At 61.8% G+C, this 21,794-nt stretch carries 21 protein-coding genes; 15 read left to right on the top strand and 6 right to left on the bottom strand.

Annotated elements, in window-relative coordinates; translation table 11 throughout:
- Positions 1-6: 6 nt before the first annotated feature.
- From BFQ04_RS22790 to BFQ04_RS22815, 6 genes are read left to right on the top strand one after another with little or no spacing between them, the layout of a single operon-like run.
- Positions 7-840, top strand: a complete 834-nt coding sequence (locus BFQ04_RS22790; protein ID WP_065952749.1) for an alpha/beta fold hydrolase — start codon at positions 7-9, stop codon at positions 838-840.
- On the top strand, positions 837-2,318 hold the full coding sequence (locus tag BFQ04_RS22795; protein WP_065952750.1) for an aldehyde dehydrogenase: 1,482 nt from the start codon (positions 837-839) through the stop codon (positions 2,316-2,318). Before BFQ04_RS22790 ends, BFQ04_RS22795 begins: the two co-directional genes overlap by 4 nt.
- 12 nt (positions 2,319-2,330) lie before the next feature.
- Complete coding sequence (locus tag BFQ04_RS22800) at positions 2,331-2,816, top strand: flavin reductase family protein (RefSeq protein ID WP_065952751.1); 486 nt, start codon at positions 2,331-2,333, stop codon at positions 2,814-2,816.
- 13 nt (positions 2,817-2,829) lie between these two features.
- Complete coding sequence (locus tag BFQ04_RS22805; protein WP_065952752.1) at positions 2,830-3,219, top strand: carboxymuconolactone decarboxylase family protein; 390 nt, start codon at positions 2,830-2,832, stop codon at positions 3,217-3,219.
- Between the two features lie 23 nt (positions 3,220-3,242).
- Positions 3,243-3,995: a GntR family transcriptional regulator gene (locus BFQ04_RS22810; protein ID WP_065952753.1), complete on the top strand. Its 753-nt coding sequence runs from the start codon at positions 3,243-3,245 to the stop codon at positions 3,993-3,995.
- Between the two features lie 2 nt (positions 3,996-3,997).
- Positions 3,998-4,561, top strand: coding sequence for an NUDIX hydrolase (locus BFQ04_RS22815; RefSeq protein ID WP_065952754.1), 564 nt, complete (start codon positions 3,998-4,000; stop codon positions 4,559-4,561).
- Positions 4,562-4,702: 141 nt separating this feature from the next.
- Here BFQ04_RS22815 and BFQ04_RS22820 read toward each other — a convergent pair whose 3' ends face one another.
- A complete protein-coding gene (locus BFQ04_RS22820; protein WP_065952755.1) occupies positions 4,703-4,996 on the bottom strand; it encodes a DUF1330 domain-containing protein in 294 nt (97 codons plus the stop codon).
- Positions 4,997-5,065: 69 nt separating this feature from the next.
- Between BFQ04_RS22820 and ribBA the strand changes: the two genes are divergently transcribed.
- From ribBA to BFQ04_RS22845, 5 genes are all read left to right on the top strand, one after another.
- Positions 5,066-6,172: a bifunctional 3,4-dihydroxy-2-butanone-4-phosphate synthase/GTP cyclohydrolase II gene (gene ribBA / locus BFQ04_RS22825; RefSeq protein ID WP_065952756.1), complete on the top strand. Its 1,107-nt coding sequence runs from the start codon at positions 5,066-5,068 to the stop codon at positions 6,170-6,172.
- A gap of 178 nt (positions 6,173-6,350) precedes the next feature.
- Entirely contained in the window at positions 6,351-7,376 is a 1,026-nt protein-coding gene (locus BFQ04_RS22830) for an ABC transporter substrate-binding protein (protein WP_065952757.1), read from the top strand.
- The gene (locus BFQ04_RS22835; RefSeq protein WP_065952758.1) at positions 7,373-8,284 is read left to right on the top strand and encodes an ABC transporter permease; all 912 of its coding nucleotides are present in this window, start codon (positions 7,373-7,375) and stop codon (positions 8,282-8,284) included. Before BFQ04_RS22830 ends, BFQ04_RS22835 begins: the two co-directional genes overlap by 4 nt.
- A 6-nt stretch (positions 8,285-8,290) precedes the next feature.
- On the top strand, positions 8,291-9,100 hold the full coding sequence (locus tag BFQ04_RS22840) for an ABC transporter permease (RefSeq protein ID WP_065952759.1): 810 nt from the start codon (positions 8,291-8,293) through the stop codon (positions 9,098-9,100).
- Positions 9,101-9,117: 17 nt separating this feature from the next.
- The gene (locus tag BFQ04_RS22845; protein ID WP_065952760.1) at positions 9,118-10,272 is read left to right on the top strand and encodes an ABC transporter ATP-binding protein; all 1,155 of its coding nucleotides are present in this window, start codon (positions 9,118-9,120) and stop codon (positions 10,270-10,272) included.
- 85 nt (positions 10,273-10,357) lie between these two features.
- Here the strand turns inward: BFQ04_RS22845 and BFQ04_RS22850 are convergent, their stop codons facing one another.
- From BFQ04_RS22850 to BFQ04_RS22860, 3 genes are all read right to left on the bottom strand, one after another.
- Positions 10,358-10,720 (bottom strand): hypothetical protein, encoded by a 363-nt coding sequence (locus tag BFQ04_RS22850; protein WP_065952761.1) that lies wholly within the window; start codon positions 10,718-10,720, stop codon positions 10,358-10,360.
- A gap of 2 nt (positions 10,721-10,722) precedes the next feature.
- Positions 10,723-11,718 (bottom strand): hypothetical protein, encoded by a 996-nt coding sequence (locus BFQ04_RS22855; protein ID WP_065952866.1) that lies wholly within the window; start codon positions 11,716-11,718, stop codon positions 10,723-10,725.
- A gap of 171 nt (positions 11,719-11,889) precedes the next feature.
- The gene (locus BFQ04_RS22860; protein ID WP_065952762.1) at positions 11,890-13,296 is read right to left on the bottom strand and encodes a purine-cytosine permease family protein; all 1,407 of its coding nucleotides are present in this window, start codon (positions 13,294-13,296) and stop codon (positions 11,890-11,892) included.
- Positions 13,297-13,615: 319 nt separating this feature from the next.
- On the opposite strand from BFQ04_RS22860, the gene BFQ04_RS22865 reads away from it, so the two are divergent.
- Together BFQ04_RS22865 and BFQ04_RS22870 are read left to right on the top strand one after the other, a co-directional pair.
- The gene (locus tag BFQ04_RS22865; protein ID WP_065952763.1) at positions 13,616-14,101 is read left to right on the top strand and encodes a flavin reductase family protein; all 486 of its coding nucleotides are present in this window, start codon (positions 13,616-13,618) and stop codon (positions 14,099-14,101) included.
- Between the two features lie 57 nt (positions 14,102-14,158).
- Positions 14,159-15,202 (top strand): LLM class flavin-dependent oxidoreductase, encoded by a 1,044-nt coding sequence (locus tag BFQ04_RS22870; protein WP_065952764.1) that lies wholly within the window; start codon positions 14,159-14,161, stop codon positions 15,200-15,202.
- Between the two features lie 50 nt (positions 15,203-15,252).
- On the opposite strand, the gene BFQ04_RS22875 is transcribed toward BFQ04_RS22870, so the two are convergent.
- Entirely contained in the window at positions 15,253-16,554 is a 1,302-nt protein-coding gene (locus tag BFQ04_RS22875) for an Nramp family divalent metal transporter (RefSeq protein ID WP_065952765.1), read from the bottom strand.
- A 318-nt stretch (positions 16,555-16,872) separates the two neighbouring features.
- On the opposite strand from BFQ04_RS22875, the gene BFQ04_RS22880 reads away from it, so the two are divergent.
- Together BFQ04_RS22880 and BFQ04_RS22885 are read left to right on the top strand one after the other, a co-directional pair.
- Positions 16,873-19,281 (top strand): glucose/quinate/shikimate family membrane-bound PQQ-dependent dehydrogenase, encoded by a 2,409-nt coding sequence (locus tag BFQ04_RS22880; RefSeq protein WP_065952766.1) that lies wholly within the window; start codon positions 16,873-16,875, stop codon positions 19,279-19,281.
- Between the two features lie 56 nt (positions 19,282-19,337).
- Entirely contained in the window at positions 19,338-20,603 is a 1,266-nt protein-coding gene (locus BFQ04_RS22885; RefSeq protein ID WP_065952767.1) for a carbohydrate porin, read from the top strand.
- On the opposite strand, the gene BFQ04_RS22890 is transcribed toward BFQ04_RS22885, so the two are convergent.
- A complete protein-coding gene (locus BFQ04_RS22890; protein ID WP_065952768.1) occupies positions 20,600-21,775 on the bottom strand; it encodes a XylR family transcriptional regulator in 1,176 nt (391 codons plus the stop codon). The two genes, BFQ04_RS22885 and BFQ04_RS22890, sit on opposite strands and share 4 nt — an antisense overlap.
- Positions 21,776-21,794 lie beyond the last annotated feature (19 nt).

The raw sequence follows: 21,794 nt of genomic DNA on the forward strand, positions 1-21,794 counted from the left end.
CGCTCCATGATTCGGCTCACCGCTGAACACACCCCGGCGGGTACCAGTTACCTGGCGACCGGCCAAGGCCAGCCTGTGGTTTTGATCCACGGCGTGGGCCTGAACAAAGAAATGTGGGGCGGGCAAATCGTTGGCCTGGCCACGAAATACCATGTAATCAGCTATGACATGCTCGGCCATGGCGCCAGCCCGCGCCCAGCCGCCGACACGCCGTTGCTCGGCTATGCGGACCAGTTGCTGGAACTGCTTGACCACCTGCAACTGCCCCAGGCCACGGTGATCGGATTTTCCATGGGCGGTTTGGTTGCACGGGCGTTTGCCCTGCATTACCCCGACCGTCTCAAAAGCCTGGTGGTACTTAATAGTGTGTTCAACCGCAGCCCCGAGCAGCGTGCCGGCGTCATAGCGCGCACGGCCCAGGCCGCCGAGCACGGTCCGGATGCGAATGCGCAAGCGGCGCTGTCGCGCTGGTTCAGCCCTGAATACCAGGCGGCCAACCCGGCGCAGATCGCCGCGTTGCGCCAGACCCTGGCGGGCAACGACCCCCAGGGCTACCTCACCACCTATGAGCTGTTTGCGACCCAGGACATGTACCGCGCCGACGACCTCAAAGGCTTGCGCGTGCCCACCCTGGTCGCCACCGGCGAACTGGACCCCGGCTCGACGCCGGAAATGGCCCGACAACTGGCCGACCGTATTCCCGGCGCCACGGTTGCGGTGCTGGCCGAGCAACGGCATATGATGCCGGTGGAATCACCGCGCCTGGTCAATAGCCTGTTGCTGGGGTTCCTGGACACCGTGTACGCCCAAAACACTCCAATAAAGGGGATCGTTGCATGACACTCGCACGCTTCCAGATGTGCATCGGCGGTGAATGGGTCGATGCCCTGTCCGGCAAGACTTTCGACAGCCTCAACCCGGCCCTGGCCGAACCCTGGGCGCAATTGCCCGATGCCGATGAAGCCGACGTGGACCGCGCCGTACAGGCCGCGCAAACGGCTTTCGAGAGTCCGGTCTGGCGCGGCCTCAGCGCCACGGCACGGGGCAAATTGCTGCGCCGCCTGGGTGACTTGATCGCCCAGAACATCGAACAACTGGCGCAATTGGAAAGCCGCGACAACGGTAAGCTGATCCGCGAGACCCGTGGCCAGGTCAGCTACCTGCCGGAATTCTTCCACTACACCGCAGGCCTGGCCGACAAGCTCGAAGGCGGCACCTTGCCGCTGGACAAACCGGACCTGTTCGCCTACACAGTGCACGAAGCCATGGGCGTGGTCGCCGCGATCATTCCGTGGAACAGCCCGTTGTACCTGACCGCAATCAAGCTCGCGCCGGCCCTCGCGGCGGGCAATACCATCGTGATCAAACCCTCGGAGCACGCCTCGGCAACCATCCTGGAATTGGCGCGCCTGGCCCTCGAAGCCGGGATCCCGCCGGGCGTGGTCAACGTGGTGACCGGCTACGGCCCGAGTACCGGCGCCGCCCTCACCCGCCATCCGCAGGTGCGCAAGATCGCTTTCACCGGCGGTGCGGCCACCGCACGGCATGTGGTGCGCAGCAGTGCGGAGAACTTCGCCAAGCTGTCGCTGGAACTGGGTGGCAAGTCACCGAATATCATTTTTGCCGACGCCGACCTCGATAGCGCCATCAACGGTGCGATTGCCGGGATCTATGCGGCGTCCGGGCAGAGTTGCGTGTCCGGTTCGCGCCTGCTGGTGCAGGATGAAATCTACGACGAATTCGTCGAGCGCCTGGTGGCACGTGCCGAGCGCATCCGCATCGGCAACCCTCTGGACGATGCCAGCGAAATGGGCCCCATGGCCACCGCCCAGCAGTTGGCCGTGGTCGAAGGGCTGGTGGCGGACGCCATCGCCGAAGGCGCACGCCTGCGCACTGGTGGCAAGCGCCCGCAGAACCTCGGTGAGGGCTGGTTCTATGAGCCGACATTGTTTGAGTGCGACGCCAACTCAATGAAAATCATGCAGGAAGAAGTGTTCGGCCCGGTGGCTTCGGTGATCCGTTTCAAGGACGAAGCCCAAGCGCTGGCGATTGCCAACGACTCGCAGTTCGGCCTTGCCGCCGGCATCTGGACCCGCGACCTGGGCCGTGCCCATCGACTGGCCCGGGACGTGCGCTCGGGGATCATCTGGGTCAACACCTACCGCGCCGTCTCGGCCATGGCGCCCATCGGCGGCTTCAAGAACAGTGGCTACGGACGCGAAAGCGGCATCGATTCGGTGCTGGCCTACACCGAGCTGAAGACGGTGTGGATCAACCTATCCCAGGCGCCCATGCCTGATCCCTTTGTGATGCGTTAAGAGGCCACACCCATGATCGAACCCGGCATTTACAAAGACGTCATGAGCTCGTTTCCTTCGGGCGTCACGGTGGTCACCACCCTCGACCCGGACGGCGGCATCGTCGGCATTACCGCCAGCGCATTCAGTGCGCTGTCGATCGACCCGGCCCTGGTGCTGTTCTGCCCCAACTACGCATCGGACACCTACCCGATCCTGCGCGACAGCAAGCGCTTCGCGATCCACCTACTGTCCGCCGGCCAGACCGCCGAAGCCTATGCCTTCGCCAGCAAAGGCAAGGAAAAGGCCAAGGGCATCGAGTGGCACCTGAGCGACTTGGGCAACCCGCTGCTGGCCAACGCCACGGCCATCATCGAGTGCGAGTTGTGGCGCGAATACGACGGCGGCGACCACGCGATCATTGTCGGCGCGGTGAAGAACCTGATCCTGCCCACACAGCCGGTCACGCCGATGATCTATCACAAAGGCAAGCTGGGCCCGCTGCCGACCCTGGCCTGAGGAGCGCTGAACCATGAGCAACGACAAATATGCACAAGGCCTGAAAATCCGTACTCAGGTCTTGGGTGAAGCCTACGTACAGCGTTCAATCGACAATGCCGATGACTTCACCCGACCACTGCAGGAGATGGTCACCGAGTACTGCTGGGGCCATGTGTGGGGCCGGGAGGGTTTGTCGCTTAAGGAACGCAGCATGATAAACTTGGCAATGATTTCGGCCCTCAATCGGCCTCACGAACTAAAGCTGCACGTGCGCGGCGCCTTGCGCAACGGGCTGAGTCGTGAACAAATACGCGAAATTCTGCTTCAGGTCGGCATTTATTGCGGGGTTCCCGCCGCCGTGGACAGCTTCCGGCTGGCCCGTGAAGCCTTCGCGCAAGCCGATGCCGAGGCCTCCAGTTAACCGCTACATTCAGAGCAAACCCCATGAAACGCGCGCCCCTCGACGACAGCTTCAAGGTCAATCACAACCCGGTCACCCTGCGCGAAATCGTGCTGGAGAAACTGCGCAGCGCCATCATGAATTTCCAGCTGCTGCCCGGTGACCGCCTGGTGGAGCGCGACCTGTGCGACCGCCTTGGCGTCAGCCGCACGTCGGTGCGCGAAGCCTTGCGCCACCTGGAGTCCGAAGGCCTGGTGGAATTCGCCGATGCCAAGGGCCCGCAGGTGGCGATCATCACCCTGGCCGATGCCGTCGATATCTATGAACTGCGCTGCGTGCTCGAAGGCTTGATCGTGCAGCTGTTCACCCTGCGCGCCAAGGCCAAGGACATCAAGGCCCTGGAAAAAGCCCTCGAGGAAAACCGCAAGGCCCTCAAGGAAGGCGAACTGCAGCAAGTGATCGACTCCGTGCAGGGCTTCTACGATGTGTTGCTCGAAGGCTCCGGCAACCACGTGGCCGCCACGCAATTGCGCCAGTTGCAGGCGCGCATCAGCTACCTGCGCGCAACCTCGGTGTCCCAGCAGAACCGGCGTGGCGCCAGCAACCAGGAAATGGAACGCATGGTCCAGGCGATCAAGAGCGGCGACCCCCTTGCCGCCCACCAGGCCTGCGTCGATCACGTGCGTGCGGCGGCAGCCGTGGCCCTGGATTACCTCAAGCGCAAACAGGAAGAAACCGGCAAGCTCCCCGAGATAACCCTGCCCATCGCGCTCAAAGAACCGCGCATAGGTCACTGACCGTGCCCAGCCCCAGCTTCTGCCCGACCTGCGGCGGCCGTGACCTTAGTCATCAGCTGCCACCGGGCGACACCCACGAGCGCCTGATGTGCCGGGGCTGCGGCTACATCCACTATATCAACCCCAAGATCATCGCCGGATGCATCATCGAGCAGGACGGCAAATACCTGCTGTGCCAGCGCGCAATCCCTCCGCGCCCCGGCACCTGGACGCTGCCGGCGGGCTTCATGGAAGGGGGCGAAACCACCGAAGAAGCGGCGTTGCGCGAAGTCTGGGAAGAAACCGGTGTGCGCGCCGAGATCGTGTCGCCCTACTCGATCTTCAGCGTGCCGAAGATCAGCGAGGTGTACATCATCTTCCGTGCCATCGCGCTGGAGACCACCGGCCAGTTCGGCCCGGAAACCCTGGCCTACACATTCTTCGCCCCCGAAAACATCCCCTGGGACAGCATCTACTACCCGGCGATCCGGCAGATCCTGGAGCGCTATATCGAAGAGCGCCAGGCGGGGGTGTACGGCATCTATATGGGGAATGATGACAGCGGCAAGATTCACTTCATGCGCTGATCTTCAGCCCAGAATCAGTTCAAAATGTGGGAGGGGGCTTGCCCCCGATAGCGGCCTGTCAGTCAGCTTGTTTATAACTGACCCACCGCCATCGGGGGCAAGCCCCCTCCCACATTTGGACCACACTCGGTCTCGTGTGGCCTAGGATGCCAGCCCTTCCACAATCATGATCTGCGCCTCCCCCACCCCCGCTCTGTGCCCCTTCGCCTCCTGATATTCAGCAGACTCATAGCACGCCACCGCCTGCTCGTAGCTATCAAACTCAATCACCACATTGCGCTGCCGTGCCGGCCCGCCTTCCAGCGCCTCACTGCGCCCGCCCCTGGCCAGAAATCGTCCGCCGAACTTCGCAAACGCCGCCGGGGCGCGCTGGGTGTACTGGGTGTATTGCTCTGCATCGGACACGTCCACATGGGCAATCCAATAGGCCTTCATCGAGACATCCTCTTGTTTGGAATTTGTGGTATACCATAATACATACAACCAACAAGCAGAGCACTCCCCATGCCCTTCAACAGCATCGCAGACATCATCGAAGACTACCGCCAGGGCAAGATGGTGCTTCTGGTGGACGACGAAGACCGGGAAAACGAAGGCGACCTGCTGCTGCCTGCGGCGTGTTGCACCGCCGAGACTATCAGCTTCATGGCCCGCGAGGCCCGTGGCCTGATTTGCCTGACCCTCATCGATGAACATTGCCAACGCCTGGGCCTGGAGCAGATGGTGCCCAGCAATGGCAGCGTGTTCAGCACTGCGTTTACCGTGTCCATCGAAGCCGCCACCGGCGTGACCACCGGCATCTCCGCCGCCGATCGCGCACGCACCGTTGCGGCGGCTGTGGACATCAACGCGGGGCCCGCCGATATTGTGCAGCCAGGGCATATCTTCCCGTTGCGCGCCCGGGATGGTGGTGTGCTGACCCGCGCCGGCCACACCGAAGCCGGTTGCGACCTGGCGCGCCTGGCCGGGCACACACCGGCCTCGGTGATTGTCGAAGTGATGAACGACGACGGCACCATGGCCCGCCGTCCCGAGCTGGAAGCCTTTGCCCGCAAGCACGGGATCAAGATCGGCACCATCGCCGACCTGATCCACTACCGCCTCAGCACCGAACGCACCGTGGTACGCATCGGCGAACGCGACCTGCCCACGGTGCACGGCATCTTCCGCCTGATCACCTTTGAAGACCGCATCGACGGCGGCGTGCACATGGCCATGGTCATGGGCCAACTGCGCCGCGATGAACCGGCGCTGGTGCGTGTGCATGTAATCGACCCGCTGCGCGACCTGGTCGGCGCCGACTACAGCGGGCCGTCCAACTGGACCTTGTGGGCCGCCCTGCAACGCGTGGCGGCAGAGGGCTGCGGCGTGGTGGTGGTGCTGGCCAACCATGAATCGTCCCAGGCACTGCTCGAACGCGTACCGCAGTTGACCCAGGCGCCACGTCAGTTCAGCCGCTCCCAATCACGGATTTACTCGGAAGTGGGTACCGGCGCGCAGATATTGCAGGATCTGGGCGTGGGCAAACTGCGCCACCTCGGACCACCGCTGAAATACGCAGGCTTGACCGGTTACGACCTGGAAGTCGTGGAAAGCATCCCCTTCATCTGAGGTGAGAAACCCAGCGCCGGCGGATAGCCGGTATGGCAAAGTGCTTGCGCAAAGTTTGGAATACCATAATATGATATTCCATGGTCCGGACACCCCCAATAAGTGGTCCGGACCGACTGCTCCCGATAGGCGGGCACTCCAAAGCCCCGCTCATAAACACAACAATGAGGGCGTAAACATGGTGTTGAACAAAGGTACAACCGCGCTGCTGTTCGCGGGATTGTTGAGCGTGGCCTCCCACGCGGCCATGGCAGCCGAAAGCGTCAATTTCGTCAGCTGGGGCGGCAGCACCCAGGATGCGCAGAAGCAGGCGTGGGCCGATCCTTTCAGCAAGGCCAGCGGCATCACCGTGGTCCAGGATGGCCCCACCGACTACGGCAAACTCAAGGCCATGGTTGAAAGCGGCAACGTACAGTGGGACGTGGTGGATGTCGAAGCCGACTTCGCACTGCGCGCCGCCGCCGAAGGCCTGCTCGAGCCCCTCGACTTCTCGGTGATCCAGCGCGACAAGATCGACCCGCGCTTCGTCTCCGACCATGGCGTCGGCTCATTCTTCTTCTCCTTCGTGCTCGGCTATAACGAAGGCAAGCTCGGCGCCGGCAAACCGCAGGACTGGAGCGCCTTGTTCGACACCAAGACCTACCCCGGCAAACGCGCCCTCTACAAATGGCCAAGCCCAGGCGTGCTCGAACTGGCGCTGCTGGCCGACGGTGTTGCAGCCGACAAGCTCTACCCCCTGGACCTGGACCGCGCCTTCAACAAACTCGACACGATCAAGAAAGACATCGTCTGGTGGGGCGGCGGCGCGCAGTCGCAACAGTTGCTGGCCTCCGGCGAAGTCAGCATGGGCCAGTTCTGGAACGGTCGCATTCACGCCTTGCAGGAAGATGGCGCACCGGTGGGCGTGAGCTGGAAGCAGAACCTGGTGATGGCCGACATTCTCGTGGTGCCTAAAGGCTCGAAAAACAAAGCGGCCGCGATGAAATTCCTGGCCAATGCCAGCAGCGCCAAGGGCCAGGCGGATTTCTCCAACCTGACCGCCTACGCTCCGGTGAATATCGACAGCGTGCAGCGCCTGGATTCAGTCCTGGCGCCCAACCTGCCGACGGCCTACGCCAAGGACCAGATCACCCTCGATTTCGCCTACTGGGCCAAGAACGGCCAAGCCATTGCGACACGGTGGAATGAATGGCTAGTCAAATGAAAATGACGGCAACCACGCGGGCCGAAGGCGCCATCGGCGGTGCCGTTGGCGCCAGGGCCGGGGCGCCGTCCCTGGCGCAGCGTTGGCGCGGATCGAGCAACCTGATCCCGGCACTGCTGTTCCTTGGCCTGTTCTTCCTGGCGCCGCTGATCGGCCTGCTGCTGCGTGGCGTGCTGGAGCCGGTGCCGGGCCTGGGCAATTACGAACAGCTGTTTGCCAATTCCGCGTATGCGCGGGTGTTGCTCAATACCTTTTCGGTGGCCGGCCTGGTGACGCTGTTCAGCCTGCTGCTGGGCTTTCCGCTGGCCTGGGCGATTACCCTGGTGCCGCGCGGCTGGGGCCGCTGGATCTTGAGTATCGTGCTGCTGTCGATGTGGACCAGCCTGCTCGCCCGCACCTATTCCTGGCTGGTATTGCTGCAGGCCTCGGGGGTGATCAACAAGGCGTTGATGGCCATGGGCATCATCGATCAACCGCTGGAGATGGTGCATAACCTCACCGGCGTAGTGATCGGCATGAGCTACATCATGATTCCGTTCATCGTGTTGCCGCTGCAGGCGACCATGCAGGCCATCGACCCGATGATCCTGCAGGCCGGCTCCATCTGTGGCGCCAGCCCATGGACCAACTTCTTCAGGGTGTTCCTGCCGCTGTGCCGGCCGGGCTTGTTTTCCGGCGGCCTGATGGTGTTCGTGATGTCCCTCGGTTACTACGTCACCCCGGCGCTGCTCGGCGGTGCGCAGAACATGATGCTGCCGGAGTTCATCATCCAGCAGGTGCAATCGTTCCTTAATTGGGGCCTGGCCAGTGCCGGCGCCGCGTTGCTGATCTTCATCACGCTGGTGCTGTTCTACTTCTACCTGAAGCTCCAGCCGGAATCCCCGGTTGGCGCCAGCAACGCGAGGTAAGCCGTCATGCTCCTGACCCCCAACGCCATGAGCCGCAGGATGCGCCTGGGCCTCTACACCACCACCGGTTTGATTGGCCTGTTCCTGCTGCTGCCGATCGTATTCATCGTGTTGCTGTCGTTCGGTTCGTCGCAATGGCTGGTGTTCCCGCCACCGGGCTGGACGCTGAAATGGTACGGCCAGTTCTTCTCCAACCCCGACTGGATGAACGCGGCGATGGCCAGTCTCAAGGTGGCGGTGCTGACCACGTTCTTCGCCGTCGCGCTGGGGCTGCCGACCGCCTTTGCCCTGGTGCGCGGACGCTTCCCCGGTCGCGAGCTGCTCTACGGTCTGTTCACCCTGCCGATGATCGTGCCGCTGGTGATCATCGCCGTGGCGGTGTACGCGCTGTTCCTCAAGCTCGGCTACACCGGCACGATGTTCGCCTTCGTGGTCAGCCATGTGATTGTCGCGCTGCCGTTCACCATCATCTCGATCATCAACTCGCTGAAGCTGTTCGACCAGTCGATTGAAGACGCGGCGGTGATCTGCGGCGCCTCGCGCGTGCAGGCGGTGTTCAAGGTGACCTTCCCGGCGATTCGCCCAGGGATGGTGGCCGGTGCGCTGTTCGCCTTTCTCGTCTCGTGGGACGAAGTGGTGCTCAGCGTGATGATGGCCAGCCCGACCCTGCAAACCCTTCCCGTCAAAATGTGGACCACCCTGCGCCAGGACCTGACGCCTGTGATCGCCGTCGCCTCGACGTTGCTGATCGGCCTGTCGGTACTGGTCATGGTGATTGCCGCCGCCCTTCGTCGGCGCACCGAAACCCGCGCCTAGGCGCCCAGGAGCAGAACATGAGTGCAGTGATCCAAGATGCCACGCAGAACCCCGGCCAACCCCTGGTGAGCCTGCGTAACCTGAACAAGTACTACGGCGACTTTGCCGCCGTGGACAACATCTCCCTGGACATCCAGGACGGCGAGTTCCTCACCTTCCTTGGTTCCAGCGGCTCGGGCAAGAGCACCACCCTGTCGATGCTCGCCGGCTTTGAAACGCCGAGCAGCGGCGAGATCCTGGTGAGTGGGCAATCCCTGGTCAACGTGCCGCCGCACAAGCGCGACATCGGCATGGTGTTTCAACGCTACTCGCTGTTTCCGCACTTGTCGGTGCGCGACAACATCGCCTTCCCCCTGGCCATCCGCAAACTGGCCAGCGCCGAACGTGAGAAACGCGTTGACGCCATGCTCAAGCTGGTGCAGCTGGAACCGTTCGCCCATCGCCGCCCTTCGCAACTCTCCGGCGGCCAGCAACAACGCGTCGCCATCGCCCGCGCGCTGGTGTACGAGCCGCGTATCCTGCTGATGGACGAACCCCTCGGCGCCCTCGACAAGAAGCTGCGTGAAGACCTGCAGGACGAGCTGCGCCAGCTGCACCGGCGCCTGGGCATCACCATCGTCTACGTGACCCATGACCAGGAAGAAGCCATGCGCCTGTCCCAGCGCATCGCGATTTTCAGCCACGGCAAAATCGTCGGCCTGGGCAGCGGTTTCGACCTGTACCAGAACCCGCCGAACGCGTTTGTCGCCTCGTTCCTGGGCAATTCCAACTTCCTCAAGCTCAAGGCCCAGGGCAATGCGGCAGCGTCGTTCGAAGGCCAGTCGCTGTCGATCCGCCTGACCACCGGGCTGCGCACCGAGCAGGACGTATTGCTGATGGTGCGCCCGGAAAAGGCCCTGGCGCTGAGCGTCGAACAGGCCACCGAGCAACCGCTGGCGGCGGGCTGGAATGAGGTTTCGGCGATTGTCGGGGAGGTGCTGTTTCTGGGCGAGAGCCAGACGTGCGCGGTGAAAACCCTGGGTGGGACTTCGATGACGGTCAAGGCGCTGTCTGCTGCGGGCATGCCGCTCAAGACCGGTGACCCGGTGCGGGTGCGCTGGGCCACGGCGGATGCGTGTGTGTATACGCAGTGGGCCGAGAGTGATTTGAACAAGGCGGCCGGGGCGCATTGAGCCTGCCTTGGAAGGCTTCATGTGGCAGCGGCTGGGAGAGTGTCAGCTCGTTTGTAGCTGGCCGTTCCGCCATCGGAGCTTCGTATCAACCTCTGTACCAAATGGCCCAGATGACGGTTGCAATCGCCCAGATATGACAGCTGCGATAGGGCCACAATGCCCATCTTCTGAGCGCTAAAGGAACTGACGCCAACTCTTCCTCGGTGACGAGGCCAGCTTTCACGAAGCGCTTTGAATCGGACAGGAAATCAACCATAAGCCCCATGCGGTGAAACCTATCGATCCGTTGGTTTCTTTTCCAAAAACGTTTATGCCTACGAACTCTTTCGTTGTCACTGAAGTAACTTTCCAGCTCGTCGAGTTTTCTATATTCGGCGTATAGAATCAGCCCCAAAAGGACGTGCGTCCCAGCCATCAGCACGATGCTATAGACAAGAAAGAGCGACATTATTAAGCCCCCTCTGATTGAAATAAAAAAACACCATCGACCTCTAGGATCTCTCCACCCAGGAAAGCACCGACATCTCCCAAAAAAGAACCTCCTGCGTACCCTCCCGCAGCGCCACCGATAATTCCACAGGCCAACTCAGCGCGTCCCTTGGTCGAAATAGCGAAAGCTATCTTACAAACACTCCGCCCAACCCTTGCACCATAGACTCCCCCGATCGAGGCCCCCGTCACGCTACCCGCCAACCGCCCCGTCTCCACGTATTTGGCTCGCCGACACTGCGCCTCCCTCCCGGTCATACAGGCCTCCTTGATCTCCAATCCCGCCGCGCCAACGTCCATCGCCATTCCCACATACATACCCTTGCCCAACCACTTCGACACTTGCGCAATCGCCCCCATCCGCTGGGCATAGCCGGCAATCTCGCCCTTGTGCAAATAGCTGTTGGTGGAGACCCCGAGGACCTCCTTCAACGACTGGTTACTGCGCAAGCCCGTGCCCAATCTGCCCGCGCCACGCAGTTGAGTATCCAGCAATGCAAACAGCATCTGCCGCTGGCGAATGAAAGTCTCGCGATCCAACCCGCCCGTTTTCAATCGTTGATGCAAACGCTCTATTTCCTCCAACGTATGCACTGTTTCATCCAAATGCCGCGCCCAGGCCGATGTCGCGCTGCCGACGCCAATCGAGCCATAGGTCAGCAAGCTCTGCAGCAAGTCATAGTCATTGACCACCGCCGCGCCGGTCGATGAGTGCTGTTCCAAGTCGCGCCGCACCTGCTCGGCATGGCGCATCAACCAGGCTTCGTCCCTGGAGCATTCCACGCTGTGTGCATCGGGAATAATCACTAATTGCCCCGGCGTGACCAGCCCATGGCGCAGGTGCCGGTTGAGCACATCAAAATGGTCGGAGCGCTGGCGGCTCAAGCCTCCCCCCATCAAGCGGGACTTCAAGCTGCTGTAGTCGGTTGTATGGTCGTTGATATAACTCTGCGCCATGCCCTGCATCCCGCGTCCAATAGAGATGGCGTCGGAATATAGGCAAGCGAATACGGCCCGGAAACAAGCAGCAAGGAGTGAAGATAAATAGAGAAGTTGCCTACGCCGCCAGGAAAAACCGACTACAGAAAAATACCCGGCAAGCGCCGGGTATTTGATTTGACGTGATGATCAGTCCGAATAACCCAGCCTTACCGCACGAACCTTCTGCGTCTGCTTGCGCGTCGCCAGGCAGTAATACAAAGGACACGTCACCACCAACCCCACCAGCCACGACAAGTCCGCGCCTTCCACCAGGTTGGCCCAGGGCCCCACATACAACGACGTATTGGCAAACGGCAATTGCACGATGATGCCGATGAAATATGCCACGATCGCATGCAGGTTGAACCGGCCATACACCCCGCCGTCGGCCTGGAAGATCGAGGCGATGTCGTACACCCCGCGCTTGATGATGTAGAAGTCGATCAGGTTGATCGAGGCCCACGGCACCAGCACCAGCAACAGCGCGAGGATCAATCCGATAAATTGCGCGATGAAGTCCGCCGACGCGCCCAGCGCCACTACACAGCAACCGGCGAGGATCACGCCCGACAGCACTACGCGCACCTTGATGCTGGGCGTCCAGCGGCTGGCGAAGGTCTGGATCGAGGTGATAATCGAGAGCACCGCGCCGTACAGGTTCAGTGCGTTGTGGCTGATGATATTGAGCAGGAACAGCACCATCAGGATCGGCCCCAGCGCGCCCGTGGCTTGCTTGACCGCGACCATCGCTTCGGTGCCTTCCGGTGTCGCCAGTGCCGCCACCAGGCCGAAGGCGAACGACAGGATGGTGCCCAGTGTTGCGCCCAGGTAGGTGGCGATAAATGGCCGGGTGATGCCGATGTCCGCCGGCAGGTAGCGCGAATAGTCACTGGTGTAGGGCGAGAAGCTGATCTGCCAGATCACCCCGAGCGACACCGTGGCCAGCCAGCCGGCGGCGTTGAAACCGCCGCGGGTGAGGAAGTCGGCCGGCAGGTCATGGGCAAAGATGTAGACAAACCCGGCGAGCAACGCGCTGCCCATCACCCAGGTGCCGATGCGATTCAAGGTATGGATAAAGCGGTAGCCGATCACGCCGATGGCCGTGGCGCTGAGGGCGCCGATCAGGATGCTCGCCGGCACCGGGACCGACGGCACGATGCCGACGATGGATTTGCCGGCCAGCACGATGTTGGAAATGAAAAAGCCGATGTAGATCAGCGCCGCGAAAAATACGATCAGCAGCGCGCCGTAGCGCCCGAACTGGCCACGGCTCTGCACCATCTGCGGGATGCCCATGCGCGGGCCCTGGGCAGATGCGAGGGCAATCACGATGCCGCCAAGCAGATGCCCAAGGGCAATCGCCAGCAGCCCCCACATCAGATTGAGATGAAACACCTGGGCCACCATTGCGCCGGTGACGATGGGCAGCGGCGCGATATTGGTGCTGAACCACAACGTGAACAGGTCGCGGGCTTTCCCGTGGCGCTCTGAGAGGGGGACGTAATCGACCGTGTGATGCTCGATCAGGGGGTCTTGCCGGGACATCTGAGGCATAGGAATAACTCGCGTTTGTCTGATCTTATAGTTGTTTGACGCCAACCGAGGGGAACTCTAGGGCCGCCCTCAGCATGAACACCATATTATGGTATTCCAAGCTTTTAACAAGACTGATCCGTTGTTTTAGCCCGCCTCCGATCCGGCAATCCCGCCCCGAGAAAACCCATTATCAAGGCATAAATCCCCGTAATAGAGGGTTTTTTGCGGTTCTTGACACGTTTATCGCCCGTTTAAAAAAGCCCTTGCAACTCATGTATTACGGTATACCATCAGACCTATAAATTTAAAAAACCGCTTCATAGCAGAGGACAATCCCATGATCGATGCCGCCGTCTACAAACAAGTGATGGGTTCGTTTCCGTCCGGGGTCACCGTAATTACTACGCTGGACGACGACGGGCAAATCGTCGGCCTCACCGCCAGCGCGTTCAGCTCGCTGTCCATGGACCCGGCCCTGGTGCTCTTCTGCCCCAACTACAGCTCTGACTCCTACCCCGTACTGATCAAGAACAAGCGCTTCGCCATCCATGTGTTGTCCGGCGGACAGCAAAGCGAAGCCTATGCCTTTGCGCGCAAAGGCAAGGACAAGGCCCAGGGCATCGAGTGGACCCTGAGTGCATTGGGCAATCCGATCCTGGCCAATGCCACAGCGGTCATTGAATGCCAGTTGTGGCGCGAATACGAAGGCGGCGACCACGCAATCATGGTTGGCTCGGTCAAGAACTTGATCGTGCCGACACAGCCGAATGGACCCCTGGTGTATTGCCACGGCAAGATGGGTACCCTGCCGGTGCCTGCCTGATACCCCGCTGAACCCATTTTTTTTGCGGAAAACAACAATAGATCCGAGGTACGCGTCATGAAATTTTCGCTGTTCGTACACATGGAACGCTGGGATGAAAGCGTCAGCCACCGTCAGTTGTTCGAAGACTTGACCGAACTGACCCTGATGGCCGAAGCCGGTGGTTTCAGCACCGTGTGGATTGGCGAACACCACGCGATGGAATACACCATATCGCCAAGTCCCATGCCGCTGCTGGCTTACCTCGCGGCCAGGACCACCACTATCCATCTGGGCGCCGGCACCATCATCGCGCCGTTCTGGCACCCGCTGCGGGTGGCGGGCGAATGCGCGTTGCTCGACGTGATCAGCAACGGGCGCATGGAAGTAGGCCTGGCCCGTGGCGCTTATCAGGTCGAGTTCGACCGCATGGCCGGCGGCATGCCTGCCTCGAGCGGTGGCCAGGCCCTGCGCGAAATGGTGCCGGTAGTGCGCGCCCTGTGGAAAGGCGACTACGCCCACGACGGCGACATCTGGAAATTCCCCACCTCCACCAGCGTACCCAAGCCGATCCAGCAGCCCAGCCCACCGATGTGGATCGCCGCCCGCGACCCCGACTCCCATCATTTCGCCGTGGCCAACGGCTGCAACGTGATGGTCACGCCGCTGATGAAGGGCGATGAAGAAGTCCTGGACCTGAAAAACAAATTCCAGGCTGCCCTGGACAACAACCCTGGCGTGCCGCGCCCGCAGTTGATGGTGCTGCGTCACACCCACGTGCACGCCGCTGATGATCCGCAGGGCTGGAAAGTCGGGGCCAAGGCGATCTCGAAGTTCTATCGCACCTTCGATGCCTGGTTCGGTAACAAGAGCGTGCCGGTCAACGGTTTCCTGGAGCCAAGTCCGGAAGAGAAGTTCGCCGCACGCCCCGAGTTCGAACTGGAGAGCCTGCACAAAACCGCGATGATCGGCACTGCAGAAGAGATCATCCCGCGTATTCGGTATTACCAGGAACTGGGCGTGGATGAGTTCAGCTTCTGGTGCGACAACAGCCTGCCCCATGCCGAGAAGAAGAAGTCCCTGGCCCTGTTTATCGAGCAGGTGATGCCAGCGTTTCGTTGACCGTCCGCAGGCGTCGCTTCAAGCAGATGCGACGCCTGCACACCCGGTGATCAGTTGAACAGCTCGACACCCAACTGAAACGCGACCCACAGCGCCAGACCCGTGGCGAAGAGCAACGCAATGTTCTCGAACAGGTTATTGCGGTACTCCTTGCCGAGCAGCGACTTCTGGTTGGACATGATCAGCAGGCCGAGGGAAATCACCGGCAGGCCGATGATGTTCAACGCGCTGACACCAATGGTCAGCGTGACAAAGTCCGGCATGCCCGGCAGCGACCAGACCAGCGGGGTCACCAGGATGAACAGCATGAACCACTTGTGCATCGGGTCATGGTGGAACTCTTTGCCATAGCGTTCCCGGCGTCCGGGGCGCACGTGCTGGAAGGCATCGGTGATCAGCATCGGAAAGGCCGTGGTCTTGCCCGAGATGCTGGCGAACAGCGTCGCGAACACGCCGATAAAGAAGATGTACCAGCCGATCGGGCCGAAGAAGATCTCCAGCGCCTTGCCCAGGTCGCCCAGGGTATTCACTTCAATGCCGTTGGGCCGCAGGATCTCGGCGCCGACAATCCAGATCGCCAGGTTGATCACAATGCCGACGAACACGGCGAACAGCAGGTCGTTACGCTGGATGCGCTTGTGCTGCGGGCCGATCCAGCCCTTCTGGCGCATCACATAGGGGTGCACGAAGTTGGCGATCGAGCCCGCCACCGCGCCGATCACCGAGACCGCCACCAGCAACGCGCCATGCACACCCTCATCCGGCGGAATGCTGAAACCGATCGTGCCTCTGACAATACCCGCCATGTCCGGCCCGGACATCACCGCCAAGGCAATGAACGCCAGGGTCATGATCGCCAGCAGGCCCTTCATCACGCCTTCGATCATCGAATAGATATTGCGCCCCACCAGCAGCCACACTGCCAACACCACGGCCACCGAACACAGCAGCGCGTAGTCGGTCTTGAACAGCATGGCCAGGGCTTCACCCGCGCCCTTGATCATGTAGGCATTCATCAAATGCCCCATCAGCAGCGCATACACCAGCAGGAACCAGGCGAAAAACGGGTTCAACTGGGCATAGCCCTGAAGGATCGTCATGCCTTGGTTATTGCACAGCTGGAAGCGCGCAATGATGTTGACGATCAGGTACCTGAGCAGCAGCGATACCGCGAGCACCCACATCATGGCGTAGCCGTAGTTGGCGCCGGCAACGGAGGAGGTAATCAGATCGCCTGCGCCCAGCCAGGACAGTACCGCGATAACGCCGGGGCCGAGCAGCTTTAGAAGTCGTACAACATGGCCGGGCGCAGGCGCCGCAGCCTTGCCTTCGACGGAAGGAAAACCGGTCATAGGGGGGAGTCTCCGTTATTTTTTTTGTGAGAGCGGTGATAGTCGAACACAGTTGATACGACGTCGTACAACTCCAATAGTCGGTTAAGTATTAATAAATGTTTCGCGCCGCCAGGAGTGCCCGCGATGCGCTGGAATCATCGCCTTGCGACAAAATGTACTAACCAGTTACTTATCTTGCTAAAATCGCGGTCCTGCCCTATTGCCTGTCAATTAAGCGAACGAAATGTTCAACGCAGCGAAGATCAAATGTGGGAGGGGATCTGCGCTAACTGATCGGCATTAGGCTTTGCCCTCTCTCACTCGAGCCCTTTCGACATGAAACGAGCATCGCGCGCCGCTGGCGCCTCTAGATTCTTACTCCTTGGCCTGGGCGTGATCATCGCCCTGCTCGGCCTTGCCCTCGCCGTTGGCGGCGCCAAACTGGTCAGCCTGGGAGGTTCCTGGTACTTCCTGGTCGGTGGCGTGGCCATGGCCCTTGCCGGACTGCTGATTGCCCGGCGCAACCCGGCGGGTGCCTGGCTGTTCGCCGCGTTCCTGGTCGCCACGGCCGTATGGGCCGTCGCGGATGTGGGCCTGGTGTACTGGCCGCTGTTTTCGCGCCTGTTCATGTTCGCGGTGATCGGTATCGTGGTCGCGCTGGTGTATCCGCTGCTGGTCGGTAAACCGGCGCGTGGTGCGTACGGCGTCGCCGCTGTACTGGCGCTGGGCGTGGCGGTGGCGGCGGGCAATATGTTCGTCGCTCACCCAAGCGTCGCGCCGACCGGCGCCGGCCCCGGCATCACCCCGGTGGCCGCGGCTGATGCCCAGAAAGACTGGGCCCACTACGGCAACACCGAAGGCGGCAGCCGCTTCGCCGCGCTGGACCAGATCAATCGCGACAACATCGACAAGCTCAAAGTCGCCTGGACCTACCACACCGGTGACGTGGCGATCAGCGACGGTAACGGTGCCGAGGACCAGCTGACGCCCCTGCAGATCGGCAACAAAGTCTTCATCTGCACCCCGCACAACAACCTCATCGCGCTCGACGCCGACACCGGCAAGGAACTGTGGAGGAACGAGGTCAACGCCCAATCGGCGGTCTGGCAGCGGTGTCGTGGGATGGCCTACTTCGACGCCACTGCGCCGATTGCCCAGCCGACCCAACCCAACAGCTCGCCGATTATTGCCGCCAGCGTGGCCGCCGGTGCGCAATGCCAGCGTCGCCTGCTGACCAACACCATCGATGCACGCCTGATCGCCGTGGATGCCGACACCGGCAAATTCTGCGAAGACTTCGGCACCCACGGCCAAGTGGATTTGAAGGCCGGCCTGGGTAATGTGCCGGACAGCTACTACCAATTGTCGTCGGCGCCGCTGATTGCCGGTACCACCGTAGTGGTGGGCGGTCGCGTCGCGGATAACGTACAGACCGATATGCCCGGCGGCGTGATCCGTGGTTTCGATATCATCAGCGGCCAGATGCGCTGGGCGTTCGACCCCGGCAACCCTGAAGACAAACATGCGCCAGCCGAGGGCAGCACCTACGTGCGCAGCACCCCGAACAGCTGGGCGCCGATGTCCTACGACCCGCTGATGAACACGGTCTTCCTGCCGATGGGCAGCTCGTCCACCGACATCTACGGTGTGGAGCGCACCCAGCTCAATCATAAATACGGTGCTTCGGTACTGGCGCTGGACGCCTCCACCGGCGCCGAGAAATGGGTGTACCAGACGGTCCACAATGACCTGTGGGACTTCGACCTGCCGATGCAACCCAGCTTGATCGATTTCACCCCGCCGGGCAGCGACAAGGCGGTGCCCGCCGTGGTGATCGGCACCAAGGCCGGGCAAATCTATGTACTCGACCGCACCACCGGCAAGCCGTTGACCGACGTGCAGGAAGTGCCGGTCAAAGCCGCGAACATTCCCAACGAGCCGTACTCCCCCACCCAGCCCAAATCCCTGGGCATGCCGCAGATCGGCGCACAGACCCTGACCGAATCGGACATGTGGGGCGCCACGCCGTTTGACCAGTTGCTGTGCCGCATCGACTTCAAGGGCATGCGCTACGACGGCCTGTACACTGCGCCGGGTACCGATAAATCCCTGAGTTTCCCGGGTTCCCTGGGCGGCATGAACTGGGGCAGTATTTCCACCGACCCGGTGCACGGTTTTATCTTCGTCAACGACATGCGCCTGGGCCTGTGGATCCAGATGGTGCCGTCGCAGAACAAGGCCCTGGCGGCCTCCGGCGGTGAAGCGCTGAACACCGGCATGGGCGCTGTGCCGCTCAAGGGCACGCCCTATGCGGTGAACAAGAACCGCTTCCTGTCGGTAGCCGGCATTCCGTGCCAGGCGCCGCCGTTCGGCACCTTGACCGCCATCGACATGAAAACCCAGAAAATCGCCTGGCAAGTACCGGTGGGCACTGTTGAAGACACCGGCCCCCTGGGCATCCGCATGCACCTGCCGATCAAAATCGGCCTGCCGACCCTCGGCGGTACGCTGTCGACCCAGGGTGGCCTGATCTTTATCGCCGGCACCCAGGACTTCTACCTGCGCGCCTTCAACAGCGGCAACGGCGATGAAATCTGGAAAGCCCGCCTGCCGGTGGGCAGCCAGGGCGGCCCGATGACCTACGTGTCACCCAAGACCGGCAAGCAGTACATCGTCGTCACCGCCGGCGGTGCGCGCCAGTCCACCGACCGTGGCGACTATGTGATCGCCTACTCCCTGCCGTAACAACCCCTGTTCGCGCGGTGCGACCGCACCGCGCTTTTGTGTCTGGAAAATCCTGCATGAACCCTACTTCTCATACCTGCATTGGGCGCCTGGTGCTGGGCCTGGCCTTTGCCGCCGCCCTGCCCGCTCAAGCCGACGACACCACCCTGACCGGCGACTGGGGCGGCCTGCGCCGTGAACTCGACGACCAGGGCGTGCGCTTCAGTGGCGACTACAGTGGCGAGACCGCCTACAACGCCCATGGCGGCCAGCATCGCTCGGCGCGCTACTCACAAAACCTCAAGCTCGGCGTGCAGTTCGACCTGGGCAAACTCTACGGTTTCAACAACGGCGACCGCATCCAGCTGACCATCAACGACCGACGCGGCAACAGCGCCTCCGAAGACCTGGTGGGCAACCGCCTGCCGATCCAGGAAAACTACGGCGGCCTTTATACCCGCCTCACCGAGTTGAGCTACGAACGCACGCTGTTCACCCCGGCACTTAACGTCAAGCTCGGCTACATGGCCATGGGCAATGACCTCGGCGGCCTGGACAGCGGCATCCTGTGCAACTTCATGAACGCCGGGTTCTGCGGGCACCCGCTGAACATGTCGGGCGGCAGCGGCTGGGCCAACTACCCGAATGCGCACCTGGGTGCACGGGTTAAATACGACTTTTCGCCCAACTGGCAACTGCGCGTTGCCGCGTTCAATGTCGACCCGTCCAGCAACGGCAATTCCAGCCGCGCCTGGCACCTGGGGCCCAAACACACCACCGGTACCGTGGTGCCCATCGAGCTGATCTACAAACACGCCGGCCGCCTGCCGGGTGAGTACAAGCTCGGTTACTACTACGACAGCTCCGATGTAAAACGCATCGGCAGCGACAAAGCGGTCAGCGGTCGCGGCGGCCACTACCTGTTGATCGACCAGGCGGTGTGGGCCTCTCCGACGTCCCAGGGCCGCAGCCTGCATGCCTTTGCTCAATACTCGGCGGCCAGCGAAGCGGCGTCGCCGTTCAGCAAGTGGTATGGCGCGGGGGTGGTGTTGTACAAACCGTTCGAAGGCCGCCCACGGGACACCGTCGCCCTGGGCTATGGACGCGCCGTGCCGAACCCGCGCAGTCGCGATGTACAGGAACTGGCGGCCGTCAATGCAGGCAACCCCTACCCTGCCCTGGACAGCGCCGAGCAGTTGATCGAACTCAGCTACGGCTACCAGGCCACGCCGTGGCTGACCTTGCGTCCGGATGTGCAATACATCATCGAACCGGGGGCGTTTTCCGGGGAAAGTATCGACAATGCGCTGATACTGGGTTTGCAGGTCAAGGCGGTGTTCTAAGCCGCGCCCTGCTGGTACTGCCTGGGCGTACACCCGAACTCGCGGCGAAACACCGTGTGCAGGTATTGCGCCGAGGTGAACCCGCAGGTCTGCGCAATATCGGCAATCGCCAGCGCCTGGTTTTCCAGGCCCTTGGCGGCGGCGGCGAGTTTGAAGCGCAAGATCTCGTCGTGCACGCTGCACCCGCGCACCTTGCGAAAGTGCGACTCCAACGATGAGCGCGACACCCCGACATACGCCGCCACCTGCGCGGTCTTGATGCCCTGGCACGCGTACTGGCGGATAAACAGCAGGGCCTGCATCACATAGGGATTGCCCAAAGGCTGGTGCAGGCTGGAGGCCTGCACGTTGATTGCGTCCGGCGGCACCAGCACCTGCGTACCCGCGCAGGGTTTGCCATGCAGCATCTGGTGCAGCAGCGCGGCGGCAGTGCGGCCCATGGTTTCGGTGCCCTGGATCACCGAACTGAGCGGCACCCGCGTCAGCGTGCGGGTCAGCGGGTCGTTGTCGATGCCGATCAGCGCCACTTCCTCCGGCACCGCAATGCCTGCTGTCAGGCAGGCCTGCAACAGCTGCCGGGCACGGGCGTCGGTCACCGCAATAATGCCGATAGGCTTGGGCAGGCTGTGCAGCCAGGCAATCTGCTGCTCCACCGCGCTGTCCCACGACGGCGCGCTGGTCCCCAGGCCGCGATAGATCTCTACCTGCAAACCGTCGCGCTGCATCAACCCGCGAAAAGCCTTCTCACGCTCCTGGGCCCAGCGATTGGCCTGGGCTTCAGGCAGGCTGAAACAGGCAAACCGTGTCAACCCGGCCTCGATCAGGTGCTCGTAGGCCAGTTTCATGAGCGCATGGTTATCGGTCGCCACATAGGGAATCCCCTTGGGGTACAGGCTGACGTCCTCATACGACCCGCCCACCGCCACCACCGGTATCCGACTCCCGACCAACGCCTCGCCAATCAGCGGGTCATCGAAATCGGCAATGATCCCATCGCCCTGCCAACGCTCGATACCGCGCAGGCGACAGAGAAAATCCTCCTCCAGGAACAAATCCCAGGACGCACGCGTGCTGCTCAGGTAATTGCCGATACCGGCGATGATGCCACGGTCGTAGATTTTGCTGCCGTTGAAGAGCAAGGCGATGCGGTGCACGGGCGGTAGGGTTTTCATTGGTTTTGTCCTGGGGCCG

It is taken from the genome of Pseudomonas sp. 37 R 15 (assembly GCF_900004865.1).
Lineage (GTDB): Bacteria > Pseudomonadota > Gammaproteobacteria > Pseudomonadales > Pseudomonadaceae > Aquipseudomonas > Aquipseudomonas fluorescens_AM.